This is a genomic window from Parabacteroides caeci (genome assembly GCF_023656795.1).
Lineage (GTDB): Bacteria > Bacteroidota > Bacteroidia > Bacteroidales > Tannerellaceae > Parabacteroides > Parabacteroides segnis.
The window spans coordinates 32,929-59,347 of the sequence record NZ_JAMOKT010000003.1; the positions used below are offsets into that span (position 1 = coordinate 32,929).

Here is a 26,419-nt window from a genome sequence, read left to right on the forward strand (position 1 = left end):
GATCATTCCGTTAAAAACAATACTTCAAACCAATACCGGTACTTATTCCCAACACCGGGTGATAAAGAGCGGCCACATCTACAATAAAACCCGATAACCGGTATCCTATTCCCAAGGTAGGCAGGAGAGGGGTTGTCTTAATACCGGTGCGTACATAAAAATGAGTAAGCAACTGATATTCCATGCCGATGCAACCTGTTAATACGGTCTGTTTATTCGTCTCCGCATTTCCGGCTATCAACAGGTTGTTAATTACTTCCCATTGAAAACCTATTTGCAATGAATAAGATATAAAATACTCTATATCAATCTCTTTTTTCTGAATACTGACGGATGGAAAATCCTGTATCAACACACCAATCAACAACTTTTCAACGGGAATAAACAAGATACCGACATCGGCGGACAAGTATTGCGGCTTCTCTTCAACCAGCTCGGTCTGAAGAAATGTATATTGAATACTAATACCGACCGTCCATTTTTCAGTAAGTGATTTTCCCAGGAAAACACGGAACATACTTTCCCGGTATCGGTCATAACCGAAAGAAGAGATATTAACACCCGCAGAAAGTAAGTTGTTCGGATAACTGAACGACAAACCCACCGTCCCCAGTTCTTTTAGTTCGTAATAATTAAAGTAATTGATATCAAAAGACTTATAACTGTCCAAAGCAACTACCGCAGGATTAAAAAGTGCAGATTGCACAACACCACACTCGCCCATTCCCATACAACGGACACCGGGCAAACGAAGGTTATTAACAGCATACAAACAGGGAGAAATCCCCAACAGGAGGCATAAAAACAATTGTTTCATAGATAAGATATTTTTGGTTGTTAATAAATAAACGCTCTTTTAATGCAAAATACTATTCAATATTCATAGTCATACCGTTTTGTCATTATCAGAATCGGAGCAAATATAATGATTCTTATTGACTTGACAACTTATTAACAACTAAATTATCATTTCCATATAATTAGTCAAATTCTGTAAAACCGGTACAGGCTATTGGTAAATCACCTACTTTTGTAAACGATGATAAAGAAGAGATGGTATAAAATCCTGATTTTATTTCTATTCTGTGCAGTTGGAAGCCAGGCGCAGAAACTGAAAATAAATACACTTCCCGAAGGTGTACAAAGAGCGTATGTCGACGGGAAAGATACCATTGCCGTTGTTAACTTGCAGGAAGTCTTTGTCTTTCCGCAAGTTCGTTTTAAAAACAAACGGGAAGAACAAAAGTATAACAAACTGGTCCGCGACGTCAAACGTACGTTACCTTATGCCAAGATGGTCTACGAAACATTAATAGAAACGTATGAATACATGGAAACCCTTCCCGATGACAAAGCCCGCCAAGCTCATCTGAAGCGGATGGAAAAAGACTTGTTCAAAGAATATAAACCGGAGTTGAAAAAACTGACTTTCTCGCAAGGCAAACTACTTATCAAACTGATAGACAGGGAATGTAACCAATCCAGTTATAACCTGTTGAAAGCTTATCTGGGTAGTTTCAGAGCCGGCTTCTGGAACCTGTTTGCCGGTATGTTCGGAGCCAGCCTGAAATCCGAATACGACCCGAAAGGAAAAGATGCCATGACGGAACGGGTCGTTATCCTGGTGGAAAGAGGATTACTCTGACAACTGTTTAAAGAAATCCCAGATAACAATCCCGGTCGTTACCGACACATTCAATGAATGTTTTGTCCCGTATTGGGGTATTTCAATACACATATCACAGTTATCAACAACGGATTGTTGAACACCTTTTACTTCGTTTCCCATGATAACAGCGTATTTTTTATTCCTGTCTAACAACAACTTATCTAACATCACGCTTCCTTCTGCCTGTTCAATGGCACATACGATATACCCTTGTTGTTTCAGGTTATCAACAGCCTCGTGTGTATCTTTAAAATATTTCCAGTCGACCGTTTCTTCCGCCCCTAAAGCCGTCTTGTGAATCTCTGCATGAGGAGGACAGGCTGTAATGCCACATAAATAAATAGCCTCTACCCGGAACGCATCGGAAGTACGAAAAACGGAACCGACATTGTTCAGGCTCCTAATATGGTCAAGTACAACAATTAAAGGCATCTTTTTACTTTCCTTGAAAGCCTCCGGCGTGAGGCGGTTCATTTCTGTTGTCTTTAGTTTACGCATAGCTATTTTCTTTGGTTGCAAAAGTAGCGAATTAATGTGGATATGCCGTTGAAAAGGTATTGATAAGTAGTGAACACAAAATGAAAAAAAGTTCTTGCATTATTCAGAATCTCCGTTATACACCCCCTTGTTTTAATTATGCAACAATTATAACCCATTATTTATTACAAGCTATTAACAAGGGTTATACACGTTTCAACAACCATCCGGAGATATAAACTTTTACACACAACCAGTTATCAACATAAAACTAATAAAGTACATAATATAAAGATATACAGTAATTAAAATATCATTATTCATGTTAGTATCCTCTTGATAACCGGTTCATATACTTTAATAACTCTCCAAACAAATATTGTAACATAAATGTATTAACTGTTTCAACAGGATATTATATTCATCATATTTAAATTTAAAATTAAAGATTAATAAGAATATAATATATGATTGTGGATAACTAATGATTGATGAAACCTCATGTCATTAACTCATATCATCGGATTAAGAATAGTGACAGCGAATGTCCCGAAGGGACTAACTGTGAATATACCCCGGATCCGGTCAATAACATAGAATTAAAACCTTCGTATTATTATCCGGATAGCTATGACTAAGGTCAAAGGTAATAGACTTTAAGCGTAAAAGCAATAGGCTTTAATGATAAAAGCTATTAGTTTTGAATATTCTCGTCCCGGTGAGGCGGCATCAACACCGGGATGGCATTTCAATGTCATCGGGATGATAATAAGCTACTTTTATTGAATGTATTCAAATGTTAACGGTGACAAACTCAAGGGCAAAAGTAGTATGTTTTTACCCCTGGTTGTAACTGTTTTTAAGGATAACTGTTTGATAATGAGGTGTGACAAACTCTCTGCTCGCCCCTATAGAATAAGGTAAATAATTTATACCTTTTTTTGTCATTGGATAGCTAAGTTTAGCTTTTGTTTTTCGGTTGGAATGAATAAAGTTTTTACCTTTGCAGATTATCAACAAGAAGTTAATAACTATACTAATAGTAAGAATATCAATAATAAAGACTGGTGATAATCTTGTTGATAGGCTATTGAAATCAGGAATAATATAATAGATATACTATGTTGACGAATCAATCAATCGGATATATGGACGCACCGGTTCCTAAAGATATAAATCTGAAGGAGACCATTGATAAGTTGCGTAAAGAGAAAAATGCAGTTATCCTTGCTCATTATTATCAGACAGGTGATATACAGGATATAGCGGATTATGTAGGGGATAGCCTGGCACTGGCTCAGTGGGCGGCTAAAACAACGGCGGATATCATTGTTCTTTGTGGTGTTCATTTCATGGGTGAAACGGCAAAGATTCTTTGTCCGGATAAGAAGGTATTGGTTCCCGACCTGAATGCAGGTTGTTCGCTGGCAGACAGTTGTCCGGCTCCGGAGTTTGCTGAATTTGTAAAACAGCATCCGGATCATGTGGTTATTTCTTATGTGAATACAACTGCTGCTGTGAAAGCGGTGACAGATGTGGTGGTAACTTCCACGAATGCCCGTCAGATTGTTGAAAGTTTCCCGGAAGGAACGAAGATGATTTTCGGTCCGGATCGTAACCTGGGTAATTATATCAACAGTATTACCGGACGTAATATGTTGCTGTGGGATGGTGCCTGCCATGTGCATGAACAATTTTCACTGGAAAAGATACTGGAATTGAAGAAACAGTATCCGGATGCGGAAGTAATCACCCACCCGGAATGCAAACAGCCCGTTATACAGGTTTCTGACTTCGTAGGTTCGACTGCGGCACTTTTGAAGCACACTATCAAGTCGGATAAGAAACAGTTCATTGTAGCGACGGAAAGCGGTGTAATTCACGAAATGCGGAAAAAGAGTCCGGAAAAGGAGTTTATCCCGGCTCCGCCAAACGATAGTACCTGTGCTTGTAACGAATGTAATTTCATGCGTTTGAATACGATGGAGAAGCTCTATAACTGCCTGAAGTATGAGATGCCGGAAATATTTGTAGACGAAGAGGTGCAGAAAAAAGCTATTAAACCGATTCGGAAGATGTTGGAGATATCTGAGAAGTTAGGTTTATAATAAAAAAATCAGCCCTGTTATTCATCATGATAACAGGGCTGATTTTTTATTTTACTACCATTATTTTAGTAACGACACTTTCTTTAGCTTCCGGTGTTGCTGATAATACCAGGTAAATTCCGGTAGCAACACGGCCACCACCTTTTCTTCTGCAATCCCATGTAAATGTTCCACCGGCCGATTTACCCTGATAAATGATATTGCCTTTCAGGTCGGTTATTTTTACATTTGAATCATTCATCAATCCGACGATGGTTACACGGTCATTCTGTTCCGGCCGAACGGGATTCGGATAAGCATATATATCCGAATAATCTTCACTGCCTTCCGTTGCATCTCCCATATAAGATACCAGTCCTTTTTCGGTACCGATGAAGACTTCTCCGGTCTGCTGGTTGATAGCTAGAGTATTGACCTGGTTGGATGGGAGTGGAGAATTGGCTGTTGTAAAGTTGGAGATGGTTTCCATCCCGTCTTCACTGACTAAAAATACACCGGAACTTTGTGTTCCTATCCATTTACGATTACCTCCGTCGACGGCGATGGCATTGATTTGTTCGCCATCCAGAAATGCATAGCCTTCTCCATTTCCGTCTTCTAACGGACGAATGACACGGGAGAATTGTAGTTTACTTATTTCAGCTTTGGAATTAAGACAATAGACAGGACCTCTGTTTGTCCCAATCCAGATTTGTCCGTTCTTATCTTCTGTAACACAATAGAAACCGGTAGCTTCTATACTTTCGTTATTATTCTTGAATATTGTAAATGAATCGAACTCATCATCGCTGACGTCATCTATCGTTCCTTTATCATCTAAAACGAAAATACCAATTGGAGATGGAGAGTTAATCCATTTTCGATTATTTGAAGCAATTAATATTTTATCTGCCTGATAAGCATGATTCAATTTGTCATGAATCAGAGAAATCCAAGTACCATCTGCTTTTAATACTTTGATGCTTCCATCGTCTATCTCACAGTTGGTCATCCATAGATTACCTTCTTTATCGAAGGTTAAACTTCCTATTCGGTTGTAAGTGAATTGTTGTTCAGTTGTTTTATTTAATGCGGGAGATATAGTACTATTGGTATGATTGTATAGTTTTACGAATTTATTTTCTCTAAACTCTAATACACCTTCTCCATAAGCGGAAACAAAATAATGGGTAGGATCTTTGGGGTCGACTGCTATCCCTGTGTAATCTTTTGTTGTAAATATGAAGTTATTCTCTGGAAATTGTTTGTTGATTTCTTTATTAACTTCGTTTTCGTCGAGATTAAACCATTCGTTTCCATTGTAAATCATTAATGTTCCGGGAATATTTAATCGATCGGAATTACGGCCTCCTCCCACAATATATAATTGATTGTTTTCTATGGTCATAAAATAATTATAATTCCGTTTGGGAGAATATAATTCATTATTTGTATTTTCCAGAATAGTAGTATATTGTTCGTTGCTCTTTTTAATTCCTTTTATACCATTTATTCCGGTAGCTATCCAAAATGTATTAGCATCTTTACCGGATGTAACATCGTTGATATTTTCTACATTAATAGCATCTTTAGTCGTAAAATTTGAATAGATATAAAGAGTGGAACCGGTATAGGTAATTAGCTTTTCATTCCGGACAAGTAAATTTTTTAATTGATTGTTTTGAGAGATTATGTTTATCTGTCCGTTAGATTGGTAATAAACTCCACTATTCTGAACAAAGAAACATAGATTATTTTGGAATAAAACTATTTTTCTGATGTTATTACTATTAAATATAGAAGTATTGAGAGAATAAGCAGACCAGTTATTATGATCTAATAAATTACTATCTAATTTAGCTCTGATTACTCCGCTCTCTGTAGCAGCATAGATATACTCATCTTTAATACAGACAGAATATACTTTTTTATTCAGCTTATAGGTATCTGTAATGTCTCTTTTATCTATATTGATTAGCATAATTCCAAAATTGGTGGATAAATAAGCGTATTCATTATATATGAATATACTGTTAATCGTCTTATCCTGAATATTGGAATTATTCATTAAATAAGGTAGGTTGTAGATACCTTTATCACTCAACAGGTCAATATTTCCACTGATGCTATATGTAATTAGCAGTGTATTTGTAGTCGGGTTGAATGCTACATTATTTATATCATTGTCACTTAACCCTGTTTGTTTTGAGTAATAGGATATACTGTTATCTTCTTTATTATAACTGTATAGTGAACCGTTGGCTACACCGAATACATGATTATTACCTTCAGCAACCAAATTTGTTGAATAATAAGATAAGTAAGTATTCCATTGGCCTATTGCCTTTTGAGCTACTGCATTAGTAACGAGCAAGCAGAAGAATATAAGCGTGTATATTATCTTCTTCATAATTTATTCTGATAATGTAGATAAAAAAGCACTTAATTTTTTTACAGCTTCAGCCCGGTGGCTGATTGTATTCTTTATATCATTACCCATTTCGGCAAATGTCTCCGTATGATTGTCCGGCATAAAGATAGGGTCGTATCCAAATCCGCTTGTTCCGCGTTTATCCTTTGTTATCTGACCGTTTACTATGCCTTCGAACAGATATTCCTTTCCATCCAGAATAAGTGCTATAACGGTACGGAAACGGGCTTTACGGTTTTCCATTCCTTCCATTTCCCGGAGAAGTTTTTTCATATTGGCTTCCGAATCATGTCCGGGACCGGCATAGCGGGCAGAATATACACCGGGAGCATTATTCAGCGCTTCTACTTCGAGGCCGGTATCGTCGGCAAAGCAGTCGTAACCGAATTTATCTTTAACGTAACGGGCTTTCTGGAACGCATTACCTTCCAGGGTATCGGCTGTTTCCGGTATGTCATCAAGACAATCGATGGCAGCCAGGCTTACTATTTCTGTATGACCGGCTGTTATTTTTTGTACTTCATCCAACTTATGTTGGTTGTTTGTTGCGAATACAAGTTTCATATCTGTAAATATCTAAATAAAAAAGCACTTCTGTACGATATATAACGTATGGAAGTGCTTTTAATTGTTTGAATGAATCTTTTATGTTTTTATCTGGTCAAATCCTTCTCCGTAAACTCCCCGGACAATACTTTGCGAGATGAATGCCTGGTGGTCTATCTGTTTTACCAGACGGAAGATGGATACTGATTCTGATTTTTTAGCTAATAATACGACAACTTTGACTGGTTTGCGGGAATAACCTCCGACACCGTCCAGGATGGTACATCCACGGTCCAGGTCGTGAATGATCCGTTCGGCTATTTCATCATATTTCTGTGAGAAGATGAGGAATTGTACCGATTGACGGTTACCATTCAATACCATGTCGAGGACATAGTTGCTGATTATCATTTCTACGAAACCAAACACGATCTTATCCACATTATGGAAGAGGAAGAAAGAAGAACTGATAATAAAGAAATCGCAGAATAACAAGGCACGTCCGATGGATATGTTCTTGTATTTATTCACGATAGCTCCGATAATATCGGTACCTCCCGTACTTCCGTTTGCAGAAAAGACCAGTCCGAGTCCGGCTCCGCAAAGGAGGGCACCAATCATGATAGCCATAAACGGCTGGTCGTGCAGAATCGGGTTTCCTTTCAGCAGCCATTCAAAAAATGAAAGAGAAGCGGAAAGGGAGAATACTCCGAATATGGTTTTTATCAGGAACTTAAAACCTAATATTTTAAGTGCGGCCAGTAGTAAGACTACGTTGATAACAAAGTATGAAACCGATACCGGTATGGCGCCGCCTGTGGCGAAGAATATCAGCGCACAGATACCACTAACGCCACCGGTAACAATTTCATTCGACAGGATAAATGCATTGAATCCGAAACCATATAATAAGGTTCCGAACAGAATCATCAGATAATCCTGTATTGAAAAATAAATTTTATAAAACTGAGCAGCTTTCATCAGATAACGATATTAACAATCTTACCCGGAACGACGATAACCTTTTTAGGTGTTTTGCCTTCCGTCCACTTAGCGGAACTTTCGTGGCTGAGAGCTGCCTTTTCAACCTCTTCACGGGGCATGTCAGCCGGAAGTTCCATACTGAAACGGGCTTTTCCGTTGAATGAGATAGCGTAGGTAACTGACTTTTCTTTCAGATACTCTTCGTTGTGCTGGGGCCATTGAGCATCGCAAACCGTAGTCGTATGACCGCATTCATGCCATAACTCTTCTGCCGTATGAGGTGCAAACGGGGCAAGCAGGATAACCAGTTGCTCCAGGATAGCACGCTTGTTACATTTCAGGCTGCTTAATTCATTGACACAGATCATGAAAGCACTGATAGAGGTATTATAAGAGAAATGCTCGATATCGAATGTTACTTTCTTAATCAGTTTATGTAATGATTTTAATTCTTCTGCTGTCGGTTCGGCATCGGTTATCTGAAGGCTGTCGGTATTTCCGTAGAATAAAGCCCAAAGCTTTTTTAGGAAACGGTGAACGCCGTCGATACCGTTTGTATCCCATGGTTTGGATTGTTCCAACGGACCTAAGAACATTTCATACAGGCGTAATGTATCTGCACCGTATTTTTCAACAATCATATCCGGGTTTACTACGTTGAACATAGATTTTGACATCTTTTCAACAGCCCATCCGCAGATATATTTGCCGTCTTCCAGGATAAATTCTGCATTCTTATATTCCGGACGCCAGTTTTTAAACGCTTCGACATCCAGGATATCGTTGTATACAATGTTTACATCTACGTGGATAGGAGTAACTTCGTACTGGTCTTTCAGGTTCAGAGAGACAAATGTATTGGTATCTTTGATACGGTATACGAAGTTTGAACGTCCCTGAATCATACCCTGGTTAATCAACTTTTGGAACGGTTCGTTCTCGCAGATAACTTCCATATCATACAGGAACTTGTTCCAGAAACGACTATAAATCAGGTGACCGGTAGCATGTTCCGTACCACCGATATACAGGTCTACGTTTTTCCAGTAATCATTTACCTGTTTATCTACCAAGCCTTTGTCGTTATGAGGGTCCATATAACGCAGGTAATAAGCGGAAGAACCGGCAAAACCAGGCATTGTACAAAGTTCCAGCGGGAAGATTGTTTTATTATCTATCTTAGAAGTTTCAACTACTTCTTTATTAACCGAATCCCAGGCCCATTTGGTTGCATGTCCCAATGGAGGTTCTCCTGTGGCAGTCGGCAGGAATTTGTCTACTTCCGGTAATTGTAATGGCAGTGCTTCAAACGGTAACATCTGAGGCATTCCGTCCGCATCATAATATACGGGGAACGGTTCGCCCCAATAACGCTGACGGCTGAAGATAGCATCACGCAGACGGTAATTTACTTTTACACGTCCTAACTTCTGTTCCGCTACAAATTTCTTGGTGGCGGCAATAGCTTCTTTAACGGTTAATCCGTTCAGTGACAATTCGCAATAAGGAGTAACGTCCGGTCTCGGTGAGTTGCAGACGATACCTTCCTTGGCATCGAAACTTTCTTCGCTAACGTCGCAACCTTCAATCAACGGAATGATAGGCAAGTTGAAATGTTTTGCGAAAGCATAGTCACGGCTATCGTGAGCCGGAACAGCCATGATGGCTCCTGTACCGTAACCGGCCAGCACATAATCGCTAATCCATACAGGCACAGCATCTCCGGTAAACGGATTGATTGCGTATGAACCGCTGAAGACACCTGTTACCTGGCGGTCGGCAATACGTTCACGTTCTGTACGTTTTTTGGTACGGTCCAGATAAGCGTCTACTTCTTGTCTCTGTTCCGGAGTAGTTAATTTCTCAACCAGTTCGCTTTCGGGAGCCAGTACCATGAAAGTAACACCGAACATCGTATCGGCACGGGTAGTGAAGATAGTAAATTCCAGGTCGCTGTCTTTTACCTTGAAATTGACTTCGGCACCTTCGCTTCGGCCTATCCAGTTGCGTTGTGTTTCTTTCAGTGAATCTGTCCAATCGATTGTATCCAGCCCGTCCAGTAAACGTTGGGCGTAAGCCGATACACGCAGACACCACTGACGCATCATTTTTTGTTCTACTGGGAAGCCTCCACGTTCGGAAACGCCGTTTACAACTTCATCATTTGCCAGTACAGTTCCCAGTTCGGAACACCAGTTAACCATTGTATCACCCAGATAAGCGATACGGTAGTTCAGTAATATTTCTTGTTTTTCTTTGTCACTTTTAGCTTTCCATTCAGCGGCGGTGAAACTTAATTCTTCGCCACAGGCAACGTTCAGACCTTCAGTACCTACGGTTTCGAAGGCTTCAATCAGACTTTCGATAGGAAGTGCTTTCTTTTCATCGTTGCAATAGTAGCTGTTGAACATTTTGATGAATGCCCATTGTGTCCAGTGATAATATTCCGGGTCGCAGGTACGGATTTCACGACTCCAGTCGTAGCTGAAACCTATTTTATCCATCTGCTCACGATAACGGGCGATATTTTGTTTGGTAGTTACTTCGGGATGCTGTCCGGTCTGGATGGCATATTGTTCTGCCGGCAAACCGTAAGCATCGTATCCCATCGGGTGTAATACGTTGAAACCCTGTAACCGTTTGAAACGGGAATAAATGTCAGAAGCGATGTAACCGAGCGGATGACCTACATGTAGTCCTGCACCGGATGGGTAAGGGAACATATCCAACACGTAGTATTTGGGTTTATCCTTATTTTCTTTCACTTTATAAACCCCGTTGGCAATCCAATATTCTTGCCATTTTTTCTCGATTTCTCTGAAATTGTACTCCATAATATCTAATCGTTTTTTATCGTTTTCAGTTTAAAGCCACAAAGTTAGTTATTTTATTTAGTTTTACTTCACATAAAGAATCTTCGGTCTGGGTTTATTGTTCTTTTTGAACGAAGACTCGTACAAAATGAGCCTGCTTCGGCGGATACTTATTTGCTTCATTTTACCCCGTCACAATATCCTTAGCAGGAAACTCTGGTTTCTTCCATAGGAAACACGTGTTTTCTGCCTGGGAAATTATAGTTCCTTGCGGAGGAAAGTGAACCTTCTTTCCATCCTCTTTGTTATTGAATGACAATAAATTTGAAACGCCATTAATGCCTTTAACCCGACCTCTGACAAGCAAGCTAAATTTAAACTATAAAAATTACAAGTAATGAGAAGATGTACTCTTATTTTCCTGGTTGCCTTGTTGACAATGTCGATAAGCGCCACCCCTGTCGATGTGGAACAGGCCCGGAGCGTTGCGCTCAGTTTTCTGAAAAGCAATTGTCCGCAGACCAAGTCCTCGCTTACGAAACTGACGTTAGTCTGGTCGGATGGCGGAGTCGCTACCAAATCGGATGCCGGTTCGCAGGATGCTACTTTTTATGTGTTTAATCAGGGCAATGATAACGGTTTTGTGGTCGTTGCCGGTGATGACGTTGTTTATCCTATTCTGGGATATGGTATGCAGGAACCGTTCCGGAAAGATTCCATGCCGGTTAACCTGCGTTCATGGTTTGACAGTTATCAGCGTCAGATTAACTGGATGCGCGGAAATAAAACGGTAGCCGGTAAAGAGATAACTGCCGCTTGGAATCAGTTGCGGCAGGGCACTATGCAACTGAGTTCGGATGGTGTACTACTGACGACTGTGTTGTGGGACCAGATGACGCCTTATAATAATCTTTGCCCGGTGGTAAACAGCCAGCGTACTCCGACCGGTTGTGTGGCGACTTCTACTGCTATTGCTATGCAATACCATAAATGGCCGGATGTAGGGCAGGGCAGTTATTCCTATACTTCACAGACGTATGGCTTATCTCTTTCCGCCACTTTCAATACGCCTTACCAATGGGATAATATGCCTTCTACTTATACTGCCGGGCAGTACACTACCCAGCAGGCGCAGAATGTAGCCACTCTGATGTATGATGTCGGTGTTATGTCGGAAATGAATTACGCGCCCGGAAACAGTGGTGCGCTGACAATTACAGCAGCCCAAGGCCTTGTCAATTATATGAAATACGATAAGTCTCTTCATGTATTGCAACGTGAAAACTATCAGACGGCTGAGTGGGAGTCTATCATCAAAGGTGAATTGGATGATAATCGTCCTGTCATCTATGGTGGTGAAAATGATCAGAACGAAGGTCATCAGTTTATTATCGACGGATACAATACATCCGATTATTATCATGTGAACTGGGGTTGGAGCGGACTGGCAAACGGTTATTACCTGCTATCGGTTCTCGAACCCGAAGAACAGGGAACAGGTGGCAATAGCGGTGGTGGTTTCTCCCTTGACCAGGATGCCATCATCAGCATGATGAAGCCGGTGGAAGGTTCGACCTATCAGGACGTACTGGTGTTTTTCTATGGTGAAAATGAGGGTACTGTATTCAATGGTCTGTCTGCTACGACTGACGATTTCGAACAGAACCAGCTTTTCGGTCTTCAATACGGTTATGTAGGAAATATGAGTATCCGTGATTTCACCGGTAATCTTGTTGCAGCCCTTGTGGATAAGGATGGAAATACAAAAGAATTTATTTCCAGCGAAGAACCTGTCACTATCGAGATAGAACGCGGAGTGGGGCAGGAGATACCTTGTACGATTACCAAAGCAATTGCTCCGGGTGACCGTATCCGTTTGCTTTATAAGAGCAGTGACGGCAGCGAATGGAAATGGGTAAGAGGCGGTGGTGATACGACCGGCGAGATTGTGGTGGCTGCCGACCCGACTTCGACGGAAGAAATCTCTTCGGATATGAATGTCTCTGTCTCCTACGTGGATGGTACAGCTTATGTAACTTCTCCTGTAGCTATTCTGGAAGTTGCTTTGTATGATATGAACGGCCGTCTGTTAAAAAAGCAACCGGGAAGCAATAATTCAACCGTTACGCTTTCTTATAGCGGATATCCGGCAGGTATTTATGTGATGGAAATACAGACTGCGGAAGGAAGAAGCAGTCATAAGTTGGTAAAAAAGTAAATATAACAGAAGTAAAAGGGATGTCCAAGAGTCGGATATCCCTTTTACTTCAATGCTTTGACCATTTCGTTGACGTTGACGAAATGGTCTTACTTCTTCAGCAATGGCCAGTTCGGGTCTTCGATGTGTTCACGAACCATGATTTCTTTCAGTTCGGCTACTTTTTCAGGATATTTGTCCAGGATGTTATGTCTTTCCGAAGGATCGGCTGCTAAGTTATAAAGCTCATAATAAGGCTTATCGCCACGGATATTCATGTGAACCAGTTTCCACGGACCTTGACGGACAGCCTGACGACCGTTCATTTCCTGAAATTCGAAATACAGGAATTCATGTTCTTTCTGACCTTTGCGGTTTTGAAGCAATGGCAACATGCTTACGCCATCCATCTCTTTCTGTTTAGCTTTCGGGCTGATGATTTCTTCGAATGTAGGCAATACATCCCAGAAAGAACACATAAAGTTTGTTTCTGTTCCCGGTTGGATATGTCCCGGCCATGAGATAATCATCGGTACGCGGATACCGCCTTCATATAAGTCACGTTTGTAGCCACGGTACATACCGTTGCTGTTGAAGAAATCAGGATCGGCGCCACCTTCCATGTGCGGACCGTTGTCGCTGGCGAAAATAATGATTGTATTATCGTATAAACCTTTATCTTTCAGCTTCTGAACAATCTGTCCCACATATACGTCCAGACGATATATCATAGCAGCAAATGTAGCGTGCGGATGAAGCTGTGTGCAATAACCGCCTTTGCGGAAAGCCGGACTGCCCGGTTCTGTTCCTTTGTAAGCCTTTTCGGGATACATGCCACGGAATTTCTTAATGATACTGTCTTCCGGTACGATCAGTTCGGCATGCGGCAGGATAGTCGGATACCACATAAAGAAAGGTTCGTCTTCCTTGAGGTTATCCAGATAATCGAGTGCTTTTGAATGGATAAGATCCTGCGAATAAGTACCTTTTCCGTATTGAACTTCCAATACATTATCTTTTAGTTCCACCCGCTGGTCGTTATCCCACAGATGGTCGGGATAGTAACTGTGTGCCAGCAACTGACAATTATATCCGTAGAATGTTTCACAACCCTGGTTTTTAGGATCGCCCGAAGTACCGATATAACCTAATCCCCATTTACCGAAGGCAGAAGTCTTATATCCTGCATCCTGCATCACATGGAAGATGGTGCGGGTACCTTCCGGCAACGGGAATTGTCCTTCCGGATCGAGTTCTTTGTTTCCCCGAACAGGAGTATGTCCGCTGTGTGTACCGGTCAACAGGCAGGAGCGGGAAGGGGCACTGACAGTCGTTCCCGAATAGCACTGGGTGAAACGCATACCGTTTTGCGCCAGTTGGTCGATGTTCGGAGTTTCAAACTTTTCCTGTCCGTAGCAGCTCAGGTCACCGTATCCCAGGTCATCTGCTAAAATAAATACGATGTTCGGTTTTTTGTCTTTGTTCTTTTGTGCTTGTACAAAAGGAACAGCCAGCATAAAGCCGGAAGCGAGTAATAAAGTTTTTTTCATGATTCTAAGATGTTTCTTGTCAGACATGCTGGCAAAGTTATATTTTTTATTTAAAAAGTGTAGGAAAGTTTTCTAATTAATAAAGAAGCTGATACAAGAAGAGGTTATTTTCTCTCACAAAAAATTGTACCTTTGTGCGGTTGTAAATAAAATGATAAAAGATATATCCCGTGGCAAAGATCGTTGAAACCCCATTGATGAAACAGTATTTCGATATTAAGGCGAAACATCCGGATGCTGTACTTCTGTTCCGTGTAGGAGACTTTTACGAAATGTATGGCGAAGACGCCGTGATTGGTGCCGAGATACTGGGAATCGTACAAACTAAAAAAGCCAACGGACCGGGTCAATTTATTGAAATGGCCGGATTTCCGCATCATGCCCTCGATACTTATCTTCCCAAGCTGGTCCGTGCCGGTAAACGTGTTGCCATCTGCGACCAGCTGGAAGACCCGAAGATGACTAAGAAGCTGGTGAAACGCGGAGTGACGGAATTGGTTACGCCGGGTGTCTCTATCAACGACAATATCCTGAATCATAAAGAAAATAATTTCCTTGCCGCCATTCATTTCGGTAAGGATGTTTGTGGAATTTCCTTGCTGGATATTTCCACCGGTGAATTTCTGACTGCTGAGGGAACAATCGACTATATCGACAAACTGCTCAATAACTTCTCTCCGAAGGAAGTATTGATCGAGCGTAATAATAAGAAACGTTTCGAAGAAGCCTTCGGTCCCCGTTTCTTTACCTTTGAAATGGAAGACTGGGTATTCTCGGCTGATGCCGCCAACGACCGTCTGTTGAAACATTTCGAAACAAAGAATCTCAAAGGTTTCGGAGTAGAACATCTGAAACTGGGCGTCGTCGCATCGGGAGCAATCCTTTATTATCTGGATCAGACACAACATACACATATTTCGCATATTACAGCATTGTCACGTATTGAAGAAGACCGTTATGTGCGCCTGGATAAGTTCACTGTGCGCAGTCTGGAACTGGTCGGTACAATGAATGACGAAGGAACCAGCTTGCTGGACGTAATCGATAAGACGGTTTCTCCGATGGGTTCACGTATGTTGCGGCGTTGGGTACTCTTCCCGTTGAAAGACGTCAAACCTATTCAGGAACGGCAGAATGTAGTGGATTATTTCTTCCGTCATCCGGAGGTGAAGGAGATACTGGATGAACAAATCGAACAGATCGGCGACCTGGAACGTATTATTTCAAAAGTAGCGGTAGGCCGTGTCTCTCCCCGTGAAGTGGTGCAGCTGAAAGTTGCTCTCCGGGCAATCGAACCTATAAAGGAAGCCTGTATGGCCAGCGACGAACCGAGCCTTTCCCGTGTCGGTGAGCAGTTGAATGCCTGTACCGAAATACGTGACCGTATCGAGAAGGAAATCAATAACGACCCGCCCGCTTTGCTGAATAAAGGAGGTGTGATAGCCACAGGTATCAATGCGGAACTGGATGAATTGCGTGCCATTGCCTATTCCGGTAAGGATTATTTGTTGAAGGTGCAGCAGCGGGAAAGTGAGAAAACGGGTATTCCGAGTTTGAAGATTGCTTTCAATAACGTATTCGGTTATTATATCGAAGTGCGTAATGCGCATAAAGACAAAGTTCCCGCCGAATGGATACGCAAACAGACGTTGGTAAATGCCGAGCGTTATATCACGGAAGAACTGAAAGAATACGAAGAAAAGATATTAGGAGCGGAAGAAAAGATTCTCGCCCTCGAAAACCGCCTGTTTACCGAATTGGTTACCTGTTTAGCTGAATTTATACCACCTATTCAGGTGAATGCCAATTTGATAGGTCGTTTGGATTGTCTGTTGTCGTTTGCTAAAGTAGCGGAAAGTAACCGGTATATCCGTCCGAATGTGGATGATTCGGATGTAATCGACATCAAGTCAGGCCGTCATCCGGTAATCGAAAAACAGTTGCCGTTGGGGGAGGCTTATATTGCCAATGACGTGTATCTGGATAGTGAGAAGCAGCAGATTATTATTATTACCGGTCCGAACATGGCGGGTAAATCAGCGTTATTGCGTCAGACGGCATTAATTACCCTGATGGCGCAGATTGGTTGTTTTGTGCCGGCTGAGTCTGCCCGTATCGGTATGGTAGACAAGATATTTACCCGTGTAGGGGCTTCCGATAATATCTCTGTCGGTGAGTCTACTTTTATGGTAGAGATGAACGAAGCATCGAATATCCTGAACAACATGTCTTCGCGCAGCCTGGTTCTTTTCGATGAGTTGGGCCGCGGAACAAGTACTTACGATGGCATCTCGATTGCCTGGGCGATCGTTGAATATATCCATGAGCATCCGAATGCCCGTGCAAAGACGCTTTTTGCTACTCATTATCATGAATTGAATGAGATGGAACGTTCTTTCAAACGCATCAAAAACTACAATGTTTCGGTGAAAGAGGTTTCAAATAAGGTAATATTCCTGCGTAAACTGGTTCCCGGAGGTAGCGAACATAGTTTCGGTATCCATGTAGCCAAGATGGCCGGTATGCCGAAAAGTATCGTGAAACGTTCCAACGAAATCCTGAAACAACTGGAAACGGAAAACCGCCAGGAAGGAATTGATTGCAAGGAAAAAGGTAAAGGAAAGGTAAAAGCGAAACCAGTCAAGGAGATTGCCGCTGCTGCCGAAGGCTATCAGCTTAGTTTCTTCCAGCTCGACGACCCTGTATTAAGCCAGGTTCGCGACGAGATCAAGAATCTCGATGTAAACAATCTTACTCCGATCGAGGCACTGAACAAACTGAGCGAGATACGTAAGATCATTTCAGGGAAATAGAAATGATGAGCTAATATGTAGGTTCATTATTTGTCAGATATGAGTGTTTGTTTATAGCAACTGGTTGTACCTGGCTCCCCTCTTGAGAGGGGGAAGGGGGTGTGTCATATCCCCGCCATACAACCACCATAATCAGAGTCACTTGACTATTACAGGTTCATTTGCCGTTTGCTTCAGCTGACGGTTTACAAGTTGTTTCTCTCTTTTGGCTTCAGCCACATTTCTCCTAGATAGAAAACTGTAAGAAATGGGACTAAAGTCCAATGAAATAGCCCCTTTACTAATCCGTCAGCTGAAGCAAACGGCAAATGAACCTGTAACAAAGCCTGTTTTATAGACTGGCTTTAACACACCCCCTACCCCCTCTCAAGAGGGGAGACAGTTACAACCAGTCACTAAACAGATAGCTCAATTTTTTTCTAATTTTGTGACTCATATCTTTCTAAAACAACATCATTTAATTCCGCCAGTGAGTAAGTAAGTTTCCTTTTCTTCTTTATTAGATATTTGTATCCTTCTTTCTAAAGAAAAGCCAAAGTAAGAATACAGTAACAACCACATCTATTAAATTCCAAATCTCACGTCCGAACGGTATTTTCAGAATAGGTTGAAACAGTAACGCTAACGCAAGGCATATGACATACAATCTTTTTTGTTTATTTTGAAAATAATCATAAGTCATTACGCCAAACAGAATAGTAGCGGCATATCTTATCAGCATGTAATAGCCGTAAGGCATAGGAGCTAAACATATCAGCAAAGCTATTGCCGATATCAATAAGGTTATCTTATTCTTTTCTACCATTCTTTCAGTCTTATGTAAGGAGCTATCTCAGGTTATAACCATAGATGGCTAATATGAAGCTTAATATAGTTAAGCTCCAAATATAAAAAGCCCAAGGTCTATTTTCTAAAATAAAAAGCATGTGAAATTCTGTATTCCTATCCATTATCATGTCACTCATCAAAGCTATAGCAAACAAGCCAACTAAATATATTGGGATGTTCCAATACCATGTAAGTCCTGTCAAACCACATGTTGCTATTATACCAATAACTAAAGATAGGATTAAAAAGAACCTTAAAGATGAATTGCTTCTCATATATGATGGTTGGTCGTAAGTAAGTACCCATCTTTTTACATTACTATGTAATTTTAGAGTTATGAAATTACATAATAGAGCTATTAAGCAGATTAATATTTTCATTTGTGTTATTCATTTATTGAGTTTGTAATATCACGTATATCTCTCATTATAAAATTCCAATGCTTATAAACTTTTCCAATCCATTCAGCCATTGCATCATCGAAAGAAATGTCATCGTCATCAACTTCTATTGTTGGGTTTGGTTTGAGGGGATTTATTTCTAATGCGCAATAGAGATGAAAAGGTATGTATTGTTTTGTGCGCGGGTAGTCGGATTGAAGCAAAGATTCAATTTCACCTTTATAAAGCCTCAATCGCACATTAATTAGAACATCAAAATAAGACCGTTCCATATCAACGCAAGCACCAACAAGGAAATATAAAGATTCGATAAATTCATTCGGATCGTTATCTTGTATTTTATTTTCATTATGGCAATAAAAATAGGCAGCCCATGAATTGAACATGAGTATTTCCGCATAGTATGATTTGAAATTTGAAACCTTGGGATTTTGTTTCAAATAAATATCCGTCCATTTTTTTGAGATGTTGAAAAGATCAGAAAGTTTGATCTTTTCTCTTTTAGTAAAGAAATTGAATAAATCCATAATAGATTAATTTGATGTAGTTTCTTCGTTCCTGAAAAACTAGTTTATAAAACACGAAGCGTGGAACTGCAATGCCACGTCTTTGAATGAAGGTCCTAGGAAAACCTTTGCGAACAGATGTAGTAATAGCAGCCCACGCTATAGCGTGAGAACCACTATGCTATTCTTGTTCGCTTTGAAAATTTCCTAGGTTTTCATTCGCAAGAAATAAGCATAACGCTTCTTTAATTTCTTAATATGTCTGGACAAGTCGCCTTGATCCGGTCGTAAAAATACAGAAAAAGACGGAATATCAACCTATTCCGTCTTATTTTTATAGTCTGAGAGCAAAATGGCACTTTCTCTTGCCAGGAGTTTCATTATTGAATACATCCTTGGCTCTTTTCTATGGTGTGCTGAATTAGTTCGACTTGGCGTTGAAGGAATCCTCTGGCATACCTTCTTCAATGCCAAGAAAGGCAGTGAGAAGTCAAAAGCCAAAGATCCTGTTCAAATTTTAAATATTGAGCTTAAAAAATATTTCTTATTATTACAACAATATCTACCAGTATTAATATAATTAACTATTTATCAGTTGATTAATGTATGGTTGTAGATGGAAAAATATCTACAATAATAAAGTTATATCTACCACTATTTACTGCTTTTATGTACTAAATACAACCGTCTTGCATTTGTTCGGTTGGCTCTCTTCTCTATGCCCATCACCCGTTATCCGAGATGATTCATTCGTTTTTTTGATGTCTAAACTTTTGTTTCTACAGGACAAAACAGAAGTTTCTACCGCATAAAACTTTTGTTTTCTAAGCAGGAAACTTTAGTTTCATCTTATAGAAACTATTTATCCCTATCCATTTCTCCATTGGATAGTAAAGATGATACATTAAGTGGTAGATAATGAATGATTATTGTAGATATTATATCATCTGCAATCATGCATAAGATGTTTATTTATAAGGTGTTTATGATGTAGTTGTGGATGTTGTAGATAATAGGAGTTTATTTTCTATCTGTGGAATGTCGGATATTTATTATGGAACCGATATCCGATACCCAGCATTAAGTAATTGGGAGTATGGAAATTTTGCAGGTTATATCCTACGTGGATAAATGAACTGCGGGTAACTTCTACTTTGAGGGCCAGTACCTGGTATAAACCTTTCAGGTCACCGCCGCGGTGTATGACATTTCCTCCCAATCCTATTCCGACCGTGAAATAAGGCATGACATATTCTGCCCGGGCAGAAAGTCCCAACGCCATTTGGTAGCTGAGAGGAGGCCTGTAGAAGCGGTCGGACGAAGAATATTCGTCGGCATAAATATTGGCGCTCTCATCATAAACGCCATCCAATGATACCCCGGCGCGGAAGTTATATCCGAAGTTGTACATCGGGTTTATATTGAATCCCGCTACTGCAAAAGCACCCGGGGCAGCAATTTGTCCTTCTCCTACATAAACACCTTTCCGCCGCCAGGAACCGAATAAGACCACATCATAACTGATATGACGGGGAAAGCGGGGGACAGGAGGCTGGAATAAAGGACGGGAAAGACATTCATCCTTCCTGTTGAAGTTATATACTAATCCGATTTTTAATCCGATCGTGTTCAGTCCGGCATTCGGGAACCTTGTGTTACCGTTCGAGAAATGTGTCAAATCGACTCCGGCCGTCAGGTCTATTTCTTTTGAAAGGATATAGTCCAGATAGAAATTCGCATTGATATAAGCATTGATTTTCGAACCGATCACTTTATTGTACCGGTTTTCAACTTCATCGAAAGGTTTCCAGCCGAAAGATGCGCCGAAGTTCCATTCATAATTGAGTGACAAACGTGGATTGAATCGTTTGATGCGGGCTCCCTGGAAAACGTAGACAGCTATCGGATTTCCCAGTTCTTCCTTATTCTGGAACGAGTATCCCGATAATCCGATACCTTGGTAGGAACCTCTGTAAATCCGGTCTGTATAACTGTTCGGATAGTATTGGAACGAGTATTTTAAATGTGCGGAGACAGACCGCCGGATGGGTTCCATTTCCGTATTCTCTCCTTTCAGGAAAGAATTGGTAGGGAAAATATAAGTCGGCCGCACGTCGAAACCTAACCGATGGATTAAACGACGTGAATAGGATACGGAATCCGTCATATCCCCCGATGCGTTTTTATGTGCTCCTTCATCAGCTAATGTAATGACGGATGAAAAACACATTGCAATCAGGATAATCAGTACATTCAACCTCTCTGTTCCACTTTTCATACGTTACTCTGCTCGTTTGTTATTTGATAGATAATCAAGGTAAATCCCTAATATTCCGCAAATATAACATTTTAGAGCATTTACTATGGTCTATAATCGCTTCATTTTTACTTTTCTACGATAAAGTTGTAAATACCCGAGCCTGTTTCCACCTTAATCCGCCCGTTTACAGGGGAGCTGAACTTCATTCCTTTTATTTCTTGTAACGGTATTCCGCTTTCCGATATTTGTCCGAGAGCATTGGCCGGCAGGTAAATCGAGGCACTGCTGTTTGCCGGTATTTCTACCCGGAGACTGAATGTTTTCTTATCGTTTTTCCAGGACGAATGAATCAGGCCATAAGGAGATTCGTAAGAGGTATCCGCATCCCGGATATCACCTGCCGGCTCCGGTTTGATGACGATATTCTTAAAGGCGATAGATCCTTTTTCCTGGCGTATGCCTCCCAGTCCGCTAAAAAGCCATTCCATCAGATGTCCCAGCATACAGTGATTGTTGGAGACAAAGCCGTAAGCCTGCCACGATTCTGTCAGGGAGGTCGCTCCGTGTGCCAGTTGCCAGCCGTAACCGGGGACATCATATTTGCAGTTCATATCGTAGATTACATCGGATGCGTTATTTTCTTCCAGTGCACGGAGCACATAGCGGTAACCGACATCACCGGCTGTCAGGGCATTATTGCGGTTACGGATATCGGCAATCAGGTTGTTGAATACCTGTTCTTTGTTGTCGGGTTCGACTAAGCCGGTATATAAGGCGATGGCATTAGCTGCCTGGCTATCGCGGTCGTATTTGCGGGTAGATTTGTTCCAGAATGTAGTGTTGAATGCTTCTTTGATTCGGGAAGCCTGCTCTGCGTATTTGTCGGCATCGGCGGACTTATTCAGCAAAGATGCGATTTGCTGCATGATAACCGTATTGTAATAGAATATGGCTGTTGCGGTTACTCCGTTGCTGGTTAACTGGGATTCACCGGGGTGGTTCGGGCCGATATCGTACCAGTCGCCCAGACCATAGGAGATGATATAATTATCGGATTTCGACAGCAAGTAATCCAGGTAACGTTGCATGTCGGGATAATTCTTTTCGATAAGCTGTTTGTCCCCGTACCACTGATAAACGTACCAGGGAGAAATGATAAAGGCGCTGCCCCATTCGGGGGTATCTTTGAAACCTCCTTCAAACTCAACCAGTTCGGGGGCGGTAGTGGCTATCTGTCCGTTTTCGGCTTGTGTCGAACGCATATCGTTCATTACTTTTTCGTAAAAGCGAGCCATATTATACCTGTATTGGATGGAGTATTGCATCAGATGTGCAACTTCCAGCCAACCCAGTTTCTCCCGGTGAGGGCAGTCGGTCAGTACACTTGCCATATTGCTGCGGACAGACCAGTCGATCAGGTTATATATCTTATTGAACATTTCGTTGGAGCAACTGAATTTACCGGCTTCATCCGCAGAGTTGCATGTATGGAGTCCGGTGATGTCGATGATTTCAGGCAGTCCTTCGGGATTCGGTTGTCCGCTCGGGACGGCACCTTCCACCTGTACATACCGGAAACCGTAATAGGTAAACTGGGGTTGCCATGATTCTGTCGGATTACTACCTTTAGGGATATAAGTAAAATAGAACGGTGCTCCCGATGCGCTTTGATTGATGCTGTTGTCCGGATTTAATAACTCTGCCGGATACAGTTTGACCGGATGCTGGTCGGTTGCCCGCACCTTTAGTTGGAGGATACCGGAAAAGTTCTGTCCGAGGTCGTATACCCAGTCTCCTTTTTCTGTTTGAAGGAGACGGACTGTCGGGATTCGGTCGCGTACTTTTAACGGAGGAATGCGTTGGGAGATTAATGCAGTTTTCCAGTTTGAATTGATAGCCTTATTCCAGTCGGTATCATTGAAGCCGGGCTGTTTCCAGCCTTCCTGTTCTTTGCTGGCATCGTATTCTTCTCCTCCGTAAATGCTACTGAAGGTAATGGGGCTTTCCGTTACTTTCCAGTCGGTGTCGGAGACGATATGCTGTGTACTGCCGTCAATATATTCCAATTGTATCTTCATGATGAGTTTAGGAGCGCCGTAAGAGGTCAGTATCTTGTAATAACGCTCTCTCGGAATATTGAAAAAGCCGTTTCCCAACATGACTCCGACGGCATTATTACCCTGTTGTAAATGTCCGGTAATATCAAAAGATACATAAAGAGCACATTTGTCGTATTTGGTCCATCCCGGATCAAGGAAATTGTCTCCTACTTTAGTACCGTTCAGGAACATGTCGAAATGACCGAGCCCGGAAACATAGGCTATGGCACGTTTAAGCTGTTTGTTGACAGCAAACTCTTTTCTGAATTGCGGCAGGCGGTATGTCCCCGTTTTCTTATCTCCAATGGCATTTTCTACCAGCGGAGCATGGATACCTGTCGTAATAATCTCATCTTTCCTGTCTTCTTCTAAAGCGATCCATTTAGCGTTGCTCCAGTCCTTTTCCGAAAGCAGGCCGATATTGAACTGATTGGCAGGGCTCCAGGGAGAAGCATTCCCTTGTTTATCCCATATCCTGACTTTCCAGAAATAAGTTTGCCCGGCTTCCAACCCCTTCCCGTTAAAAGGGACCAGGATGGAAGCCGGACTGTTTACCTTCCGGCTATTCCAGATAGTGCCGTTTTCATTGTCGAGTGCTTCGGGGGTGTCGGCAACCAGTATTTGCCAGGCTGCCTGTTCAAAGTTTCTTTCTTCTGCATTGATCTGCCAGCTGAAGCGGGGCCGGAGTTTTTCTATTCCCAGAGGATTCGTTTCCTGTTCGCATTTCAGGTTGTAAACCGAAAAAGAACCTTTGGCAAACATAGCCAATGAGAATAGTGAAAGCAGTATGGAGATATGGAAAGATCTTCTATTTTTCATTTTGTACAGAATTAAAGTGTAATAGCTGTACAAAGATGCTTATTTATAAGTAAAATAAGGTATTAAAAATGATTTTATGACTTAGTAAAATGACATCTTCCACTTGTTACTTATTCATTTCTTTTGTGATCTCCTGGATGTCCTGGAGGGTGAAGTTACCCAATAACTGGATTACGTTGAAGCTATTGTCCGTATCGGCCAGCATGATCATTTCGCTTATCAGGTCTCCTTTCTGTTTGACATAGAAGGTGGCGCGTGTCTTGCCGTCTTTCACCCGCATCAGTTCCTGGTGGTCTTTACTGATCAGCCCTTTGAAATCATCACGCATTTTTTCCTTTATGCTGTTGTTCTCGGTGGTGAGGATTTGCAGGCCTTCTATTTTCCCTTTCAGGTTCATCAGGTTGAGGCCGTTCGTTTCAATCTTGGGCATCATCTGGAACATGGCTTTTGAGATATAGACGGAGGTGACGTTATCCATTTCGGAATATTTGTCGAAAAGTTTGTTCTGTGCAAAGCAAATGCTTGTGCAGCACAGAAAGAGAATGAGCAATATATTTTTAGTTTTCATCTTGTTAATCTTTTAAATGTTTATTCAGTATTTCGTTTACTTTATTCATTTCCTGCTGGGCTTCGTTCACCTGTTCGATTCCCTTATTCAGGTTTACAGACATGAAAGCGAGTGCTTTCTGGGCGGCAATGGCGGCTTCTTGTGGATTGGTATACGTATCTGCCAGTTGATGTTCCTCATTGGGGATAGTAAACTGGAAGATGCCTATGCATAACAGTGCTACGGCAGCGGCTCCGCTGAGCCAATAGAGAGAACGGCGGCGGAAAGATGAACGGAGCGTCTTCTTCTTTTCGGCGGCGGCCCAGGCATCTATCTGCTGCTCCAACCGTTCGGAAAGTCCTTCCGGTAACGTTTGATCCTCCCGGAGGACCTTGTTGATTAATTCATCTATCTGTTTATCGTTCATATTCGTATAATTTTTCGAATTGTTCCCTGATAACTTTTCGTGCCCGGGAAAGCAGCACGCGTATGTTTACGGCATTCAGGCCGGTTATCTGTTCTATTTCATCCATCGAGCAATCGTTGATTCCCCTGAGGCGGAGTACCTGCCGCTGGTTTTCGGGTAAACGGTTGATCAGCTGCCGGATTTGTTGTTCCTTGTCTTTCGTTTCCAGTTCCTTTTCCGGTGAAGAATCGGTTGCCAGCATAAATACACTTTCTATTTCTTCTTCCCGCCGGTTGGCACGTGGGGAACGGAGGAAATCGAGAGAGAGGTTCTTGACCAGGGTGACACAGAAGGCTTCGGGATTCTCTATGTCGGGCAGTTCGTCCCGTTTGTTCCATAATTTGAAGTAAGCATCCTGAAGGATATCTTCTGCATCGGCTTTATTCTCAACAAGTGCGTAGGCGATCCGGAAAAGCTTGGGGTGGAAGGAGAGGAACTTTCGTTTGAAGTTCTCAGCATCCATTCCCATGATCTTTCATCACTTTTTCTATATCGGATGGTTTGATCTTGCCTTTGATGCGTACCAGGGCATTGCTGTTGCCGGTGGTGAGGACTACCATTTCGCGGATCATGTCTTTTTCGATACGTACCATGACCTTTGTGCGACTACCTTTTTCGTTGGAGGTGACCATTGTCTCGAAGTCGGGGTCTTTCAGTTCCTTGATCGCTTTCTCGAAACGTTGTTTTACATCGCTGTTACAACTGCCGAACTCGAGGACTTCGATGCCGTTTACCCCCATCGTTTCAGTGAACAGGCTGGCAAGTTTCATAGTGATATTGCCTATTTTGACATGGTTGATCTGTTCTATTTTCGAGAATTCGTTGAACAATTGGTTCATTGTCTGGCTGTTTCCTGCCTGGCAGATCAAGATCAGCGCCAGGATAACAAAGTATCGTTTCATCTTTCTATTGTATTAAATGATTAC

At 41.6% G+C, this 26,419-nt stretch carries 20 protein-coding genes; 5 read left to right on the forward strand and 15 right to left on the reverse strand.

Annotated elements, in window-relative coordinates; all coding sequences use genetic code 11:
- Positions 1-10: 10 nt before the first annotated feature.
- Entirely contained in the window at positions 11-817 is an 807-nt protein-coding gene (locus NBH15_RS02155; RefSeq protein WP_250821891.1) for a hypothetical protein, read from the reverse strand.
- A 222-nt stretch (positions 818-1,039) separates the two neighbouring features.
- Between NBH15_RS02155 and NBH15_RS02160 the strand changes: the two genes are divergently transcribed.
- Positions 1,040-1,645: a DUF4294 domain-containing protein gene (locus NBH15_RS02160; protein ID WP_048314139.1), complete on the forward strand. Its 606-nt coding sequence runs from the start codon at positions 1,040-1,042 to the stop codon at positions 1,643-1,645.
- On the opposite strand, the gene NBH15_RS02165 is transcribed toward NBH15_RS02160, so the two are convergent.
- Complete coding sequence (locus NBH15_RS02165) at positions 1,637-2,167, reverse strand: RNA methyltransferase (protein WP_250821892.1); 531 nt, start codon at positions 2,165-2,167, stop codon at positions 1,637-1,639. The genes NBH15_RS02160 and NBH15_RS02165 overlap by 9 nt on opposite strands.
- A gap of 1,100 nt (positions 2,168-3,267) precedes the next feature.
- Between NBH15_RS02165 and nadA the strand changes: the two genes are divergently transcribed.
- Positions 3,268-4,254, forward strand: coding sequence for a quinolinate synthase NadA (gene nadA / locus NBH15_RS02170; protein ID WP_250821893.1), 987 nt, complete (start codon positions 3,268-3,270; stop codon positions 4,252-4,254).
- A gap of 46 nt (positions 4,255-4,300) precedes the next feature.
- Here nadA and porZ read toward each other — a convergent pair whose 3' ends face one another.
- The 4 genes from porZ to leuS form a co-directional block, all read right to left on the reverse strand.
- Positions 4,301-6,643 (reverse strand): type IX secretion system anionic LPS delivery protein PorZ, encoded by a 2,343-nt coding sequence (porZ, locus tag NBH15_RS02175; RefSeq protein WP_250821894.1) that lies wholly within the window; start codon positions 6,641-6,643, stop codon positions 4,301-4,303.
- Positions 6,644-6,646: 3 nt separating this feature from the next.
- Complete coding sequence (locus NBH15_RS02180; protein WP_250821895.1) at positions 6,647-7,228, reverse strand: non-canonical purine NTP diphosphatase; 582 nt, start codon at positions 7,226-7,228, stop codon at positions 6,647-6,649.
- Positions 7,229-7,309: 81 nt separating this feature from the next.
- Entirely contained in the window at positions 7,310-8,191 is an 882-nt protein-coding gene (locus tag NBH15_RS02185) for a YitT family protein (protein WP_009860457.1), read from the reverse strand.
- On the reverse strand, positions 8,191-11,028 hold the full coding sequence (leuS, locus tag NBH15_RS02190; protein WP_128134912.1) for a leucine--tRNA ligase: 2,838 nt from the start codon (positions 11,026-11,028) through the stop codon (positions 8,191-8,193). Before leuS ends, NBH15_RS02185 begins: the two co-directional genes overlap by 1 nt.
- A gap of 376 nt (positions 11,029-11,404) precedes the next feature.
- Here leuS and NBH15_RS02195 point away from each other — a divergent pair, with 376 nt between their 5' ends.
- The gene (locus NBH15_RS02195; protein ID WP_128134913.1) at positions 11,405-13,225 is read left to right on the forward strand and encodes a C10 family peptidase; all 1,821 of its coding nucleotides are present in this window, start codon (positions 11,405-11,407) and stop codon (positions 13,223-13,225) included.
- Positions 13,226-13,314: 89 nt separating this feature from the next.
- Here the strand turns inward: NBH15_RS02195 and NBH15_RS02200 are convergent, their stop codons facing one another.
- Positions 13,315-14,721 (reverse strand): arylsulfatase, encoded by a 1,407-nt coding sequence (locus tag NBH15_RS02200; RefSeq protein WP_449590794.1) that lies wholly within the window; start codon positions 14,719-14,721, stop codon positions 13,315-13,317.
- A gap of 230 nt (positions 14,722-14,951) precedes the next feature.
- On the opposite strand from NBH15_RS02200, the gene mutS reads away from it, so the two are divergent.
- Positions 14,952-17,567, forward strand: coding sequence for a DNA mismatch repair protein MutS (gene mutS / locus NBH15_RS02205; RefSeq protein WP_222622071.1), 2,616 nt, complete (start codon positions 14,952-14,954; stop codon positions 17,565-17,567).
- A 499-nt stretch (positions 17,568-18,066) separates the two neighbouring features.
- Here the strand turns inward: mutS and NBH15_RS02210 are convergent, their stop codons facing one another.
- Positions 18,067-18,372 (reverse strand): DUF6804 family protein, encoded by a 306-nt coding sequence (locus NBH15_RS02210; protein ID WP_250821896.1) that lies wholly within the window; start codon positions 18,370-18,372, stop codon positions 18,067-18,069.
- Positions 18,373-18,780: 408 nt separating this feature from the next.
- Positions 18,781-19,323, reverse strand: a complete 543-nt coding sequence (locus NBH15_RS02215; protein ID WP_250821897.1) for a hypothetical protein — start codon at positions 19,321-19,323, stop codon at positions 18,781-18,783.
- 331 nt (positions 19,324-19,654) lie between these two features.
- Here NBH15_RS02215 and NBH15_RS02220 point away from each other — a divergent pair, with 331 nt between their 5' ends.
- On the forward strand, positions 19,655-19,882 hold the full coding sequence (locus NBH15_RS02220; protein WP_250821898.1) for a hypothetical protein: 228 nt from the start codon (positions 19,655-19,657) through the stop codon (positions 19,880-19,882).
- Positions 19,883-20,329: 447 nt separating this feature from the next.
- On the opposite strand, the gene NBH15_RS02225 is transcribed toward NBH15_RS02220, so the two are convergent.
- The 6 genes from NBH15_RS02225 to NBH15_RS02250 all read right to left on the reverse strand — a co-directional run bounded on the left by NBH15_RS02225 (position 20,330) and on the right by NBH15_RS02250 (position 26,395).
- Entirely contained in the window at positions 20,330-21,580 is a 1,251-nt protein-coding gene (locus tag NBH15_RS02225) for an acyloxyacyl hydrolase (RefSeq protein ID WP_250821899.1), read from the reverse strand.
- 107 nt (positions 21,581-21,687) lie between these two features.
- Entirely contained in the window at positions 21,688-24,480 is a 2,793-nt protein-coding gene (locus tag NBH15_RS02230) for an alpha-L-rhamnosidase (RefSeq protein WP_250821900.1), read from the reverse strand.
- A 106-nt stretch (positions 24,481-24,586) separates the two neighbouring features.
- Entirely contained in the window at positions 24,587-25,048 is a 462-nt protein-coding gene (locus tag NBH15_RS02235) for a DUF4252 domain-containing protein (protein WP_250821901.1), read from the reverse strand.
- 4 nt (positions 25,049-25,052) lie between these two features.
- Complete coding sequence (locus NBH15_RS02240; RefSeq protein ID WP_250821902.1) at positions 25,053-25,454, reverse strand: FecR family protein; 402 nt, start codon at positions 25,452-25,454, stop codon at positions 25,053-25,055.
- Entirely contained in the window at positions 25,444-25,956 is a 513-nt protein-coding gene (locus NBH15_RS02245) for a GFO_1088 family ECF-type sigma factor (RefSeq protein ID WP_250821937.1), read from the reverse strand. The genes NBH15_RS02240 and NBH15_RS02245 overlap by 11 nt, the downstream gene beginning before the upstream one ends.
- Positions 25,946-26,395 carry a DUF4252 domain-containing protein gene (locus NBH15_RS02250; RefSeq protein ID WP_048314890.1) on the reverse strand — a complete coding sequence of 150 codons (450 nt, stop codon included), beginning with the start codon at positions 26,393-26,395 and terminating at the stop codon, positions 25,946-25,948. Before NBH15_RS02250 ends, NBH15_RS02245 begins: the two co-directional genes overlap by 11 nt.
- Between the last annotated feature and the right edge of the window lie 24 nt (positions 26,396-26,419).

Bases quoted from the DNA above. Each gene is read 5' to 3' on its own strand.
- mutS (WP_222622071.1), top strand. From the start codon at position 14,952: ATGAAACAGTATTTCGATATTAAGGCGAAACATCCGGATGCTGTACTT.
- leuS (WP_128134912.1), bottom strand. From the start codon at position 11,028: ATGGAGTACAATTTCAGAGAAATCGAGAAAAAATGGCAAGAATATTGG.
- NBH15_RS02220 (WP_250821898.1), top strand. From the start codon at position 19,655: ATGGCACTTTCTCTTGCCAGGAGTTTCATTATTGAATACATCCTTGGC.
- NBH15_RS02235 (WP_250821901.1), bottom strand. From the start codon at position 25,048: ATGAAAACTAAAAATATATTGCTCATTCTCTTTCTGTGCTGCACAAGC.
- NBH15_RS02250 (WP_048314890.1), bottom strand. From the start codon at position 26,395: ATGAAACGATACTTTGTTATCCTGGCGCTGATCTTGATCTGCCAGGCA.
- NBH15_RS02185 (WP_009860457.1), bottom strand. From the start codon at position 8,191: ATGAAAGCTGCTCAGTTTTATAAAATTTATTTTTCAATACAGGATTAT.
- NBH15_RS02245 (WP_250821937.1), bottom strand. From the start codon at position 25,956: ATGGATGCTGAGAACTTCAAACGAAAGTTCCTCTCCTTCCACCCCAAG.
- NBH15_RS02195 (WP_128134913.1), top strand. From the start codon at position 11,405: ATGAGAAGATGTACTCTTATTTTCCTGGTTGCCTTGTTGACAATGTCG.
- NBH15_RS02165 (WP_250821892.1), bottom strand. From the start codon at position 2,167: ATGCGTAAACTAAAGACAACAGAAATGAACCGCCTCACGCCGGAGGCT.
- NBH15_RS02200 (WP_449590794.1), bottom strand. From the start codon at position 14,721: ATGCTGGCTGTTCCTTTTGTACAAGCACAAAAGAACAAAGACAAAAAA.
- porZ (WP_250821894.1), bottom strand. From the start codon at position 6,643: ATGAAGAAGATAATATACACGCTTATATTCTTCTGCTTGCTCGTTACT.
- NBH15_RS02160 (WP_048314139.1), top strand. From the start codon at position 1,040: ATGATAAAGAAGAGATGGTATAAAATCCTGATTTTATTTCTATTCTGT.
- NBH15_RS02240 (WP_250821902.1), bottom strand. From the start codon at position 25,454: ATGAACGATAAACAGATAGATGAATTAATCAACAAGGTCCTCCGGGAG.
- NBH15_RS02180 (WP_250821895.1), bottom strand. From the start codon at position 7,228: ATGAAACTTGTATTCGCAACAAACAACCAACATAAGTTGGATGAAGTA.
- nadA (WP_250821893.1), top strand. From the start codon at position 3,268: ATGTTGACGAATCAATCAATCGGATATATGGACGCACCGGTTCCTAAA.
- NBH15_RS02230 (WP_250821900.1), bottom strand. From the start codon at position 24,480: ATGAAAAATAGAAGATCTTTCCATATCTCCATACTGCTTTCACTATTC.
- NBH15_RS02155 (WP_250821891.1), bottom strand. From the start codon at position 817: ATGAAACAATTGTTTTTATGCCTCCTGTTGGGGATTTCTCCCTGTTTG.
- NBH15_RS02210 (WP_250821896.1), bottom strand. From the start codon at position 18,372: ATGGTAGAAAAGAATAAGATAACCTTATTGATATCGGCAATAGCTTTG.
- NBH15_RS02225 (WP_250821899.1), bottom strand. From the start codon at position 21,580: ATGAAAAGTGGAACAGAGAGGTTGAATGTACTGATTATCCTGATTGCA.
- NBH15_RS02215 (WP_250821897.1), bottom strand. From the start codon at position 19,323: ATGGATTTATTCAATTTCTTTACTAAAAGAGAAAAGATCAAACTTTCT.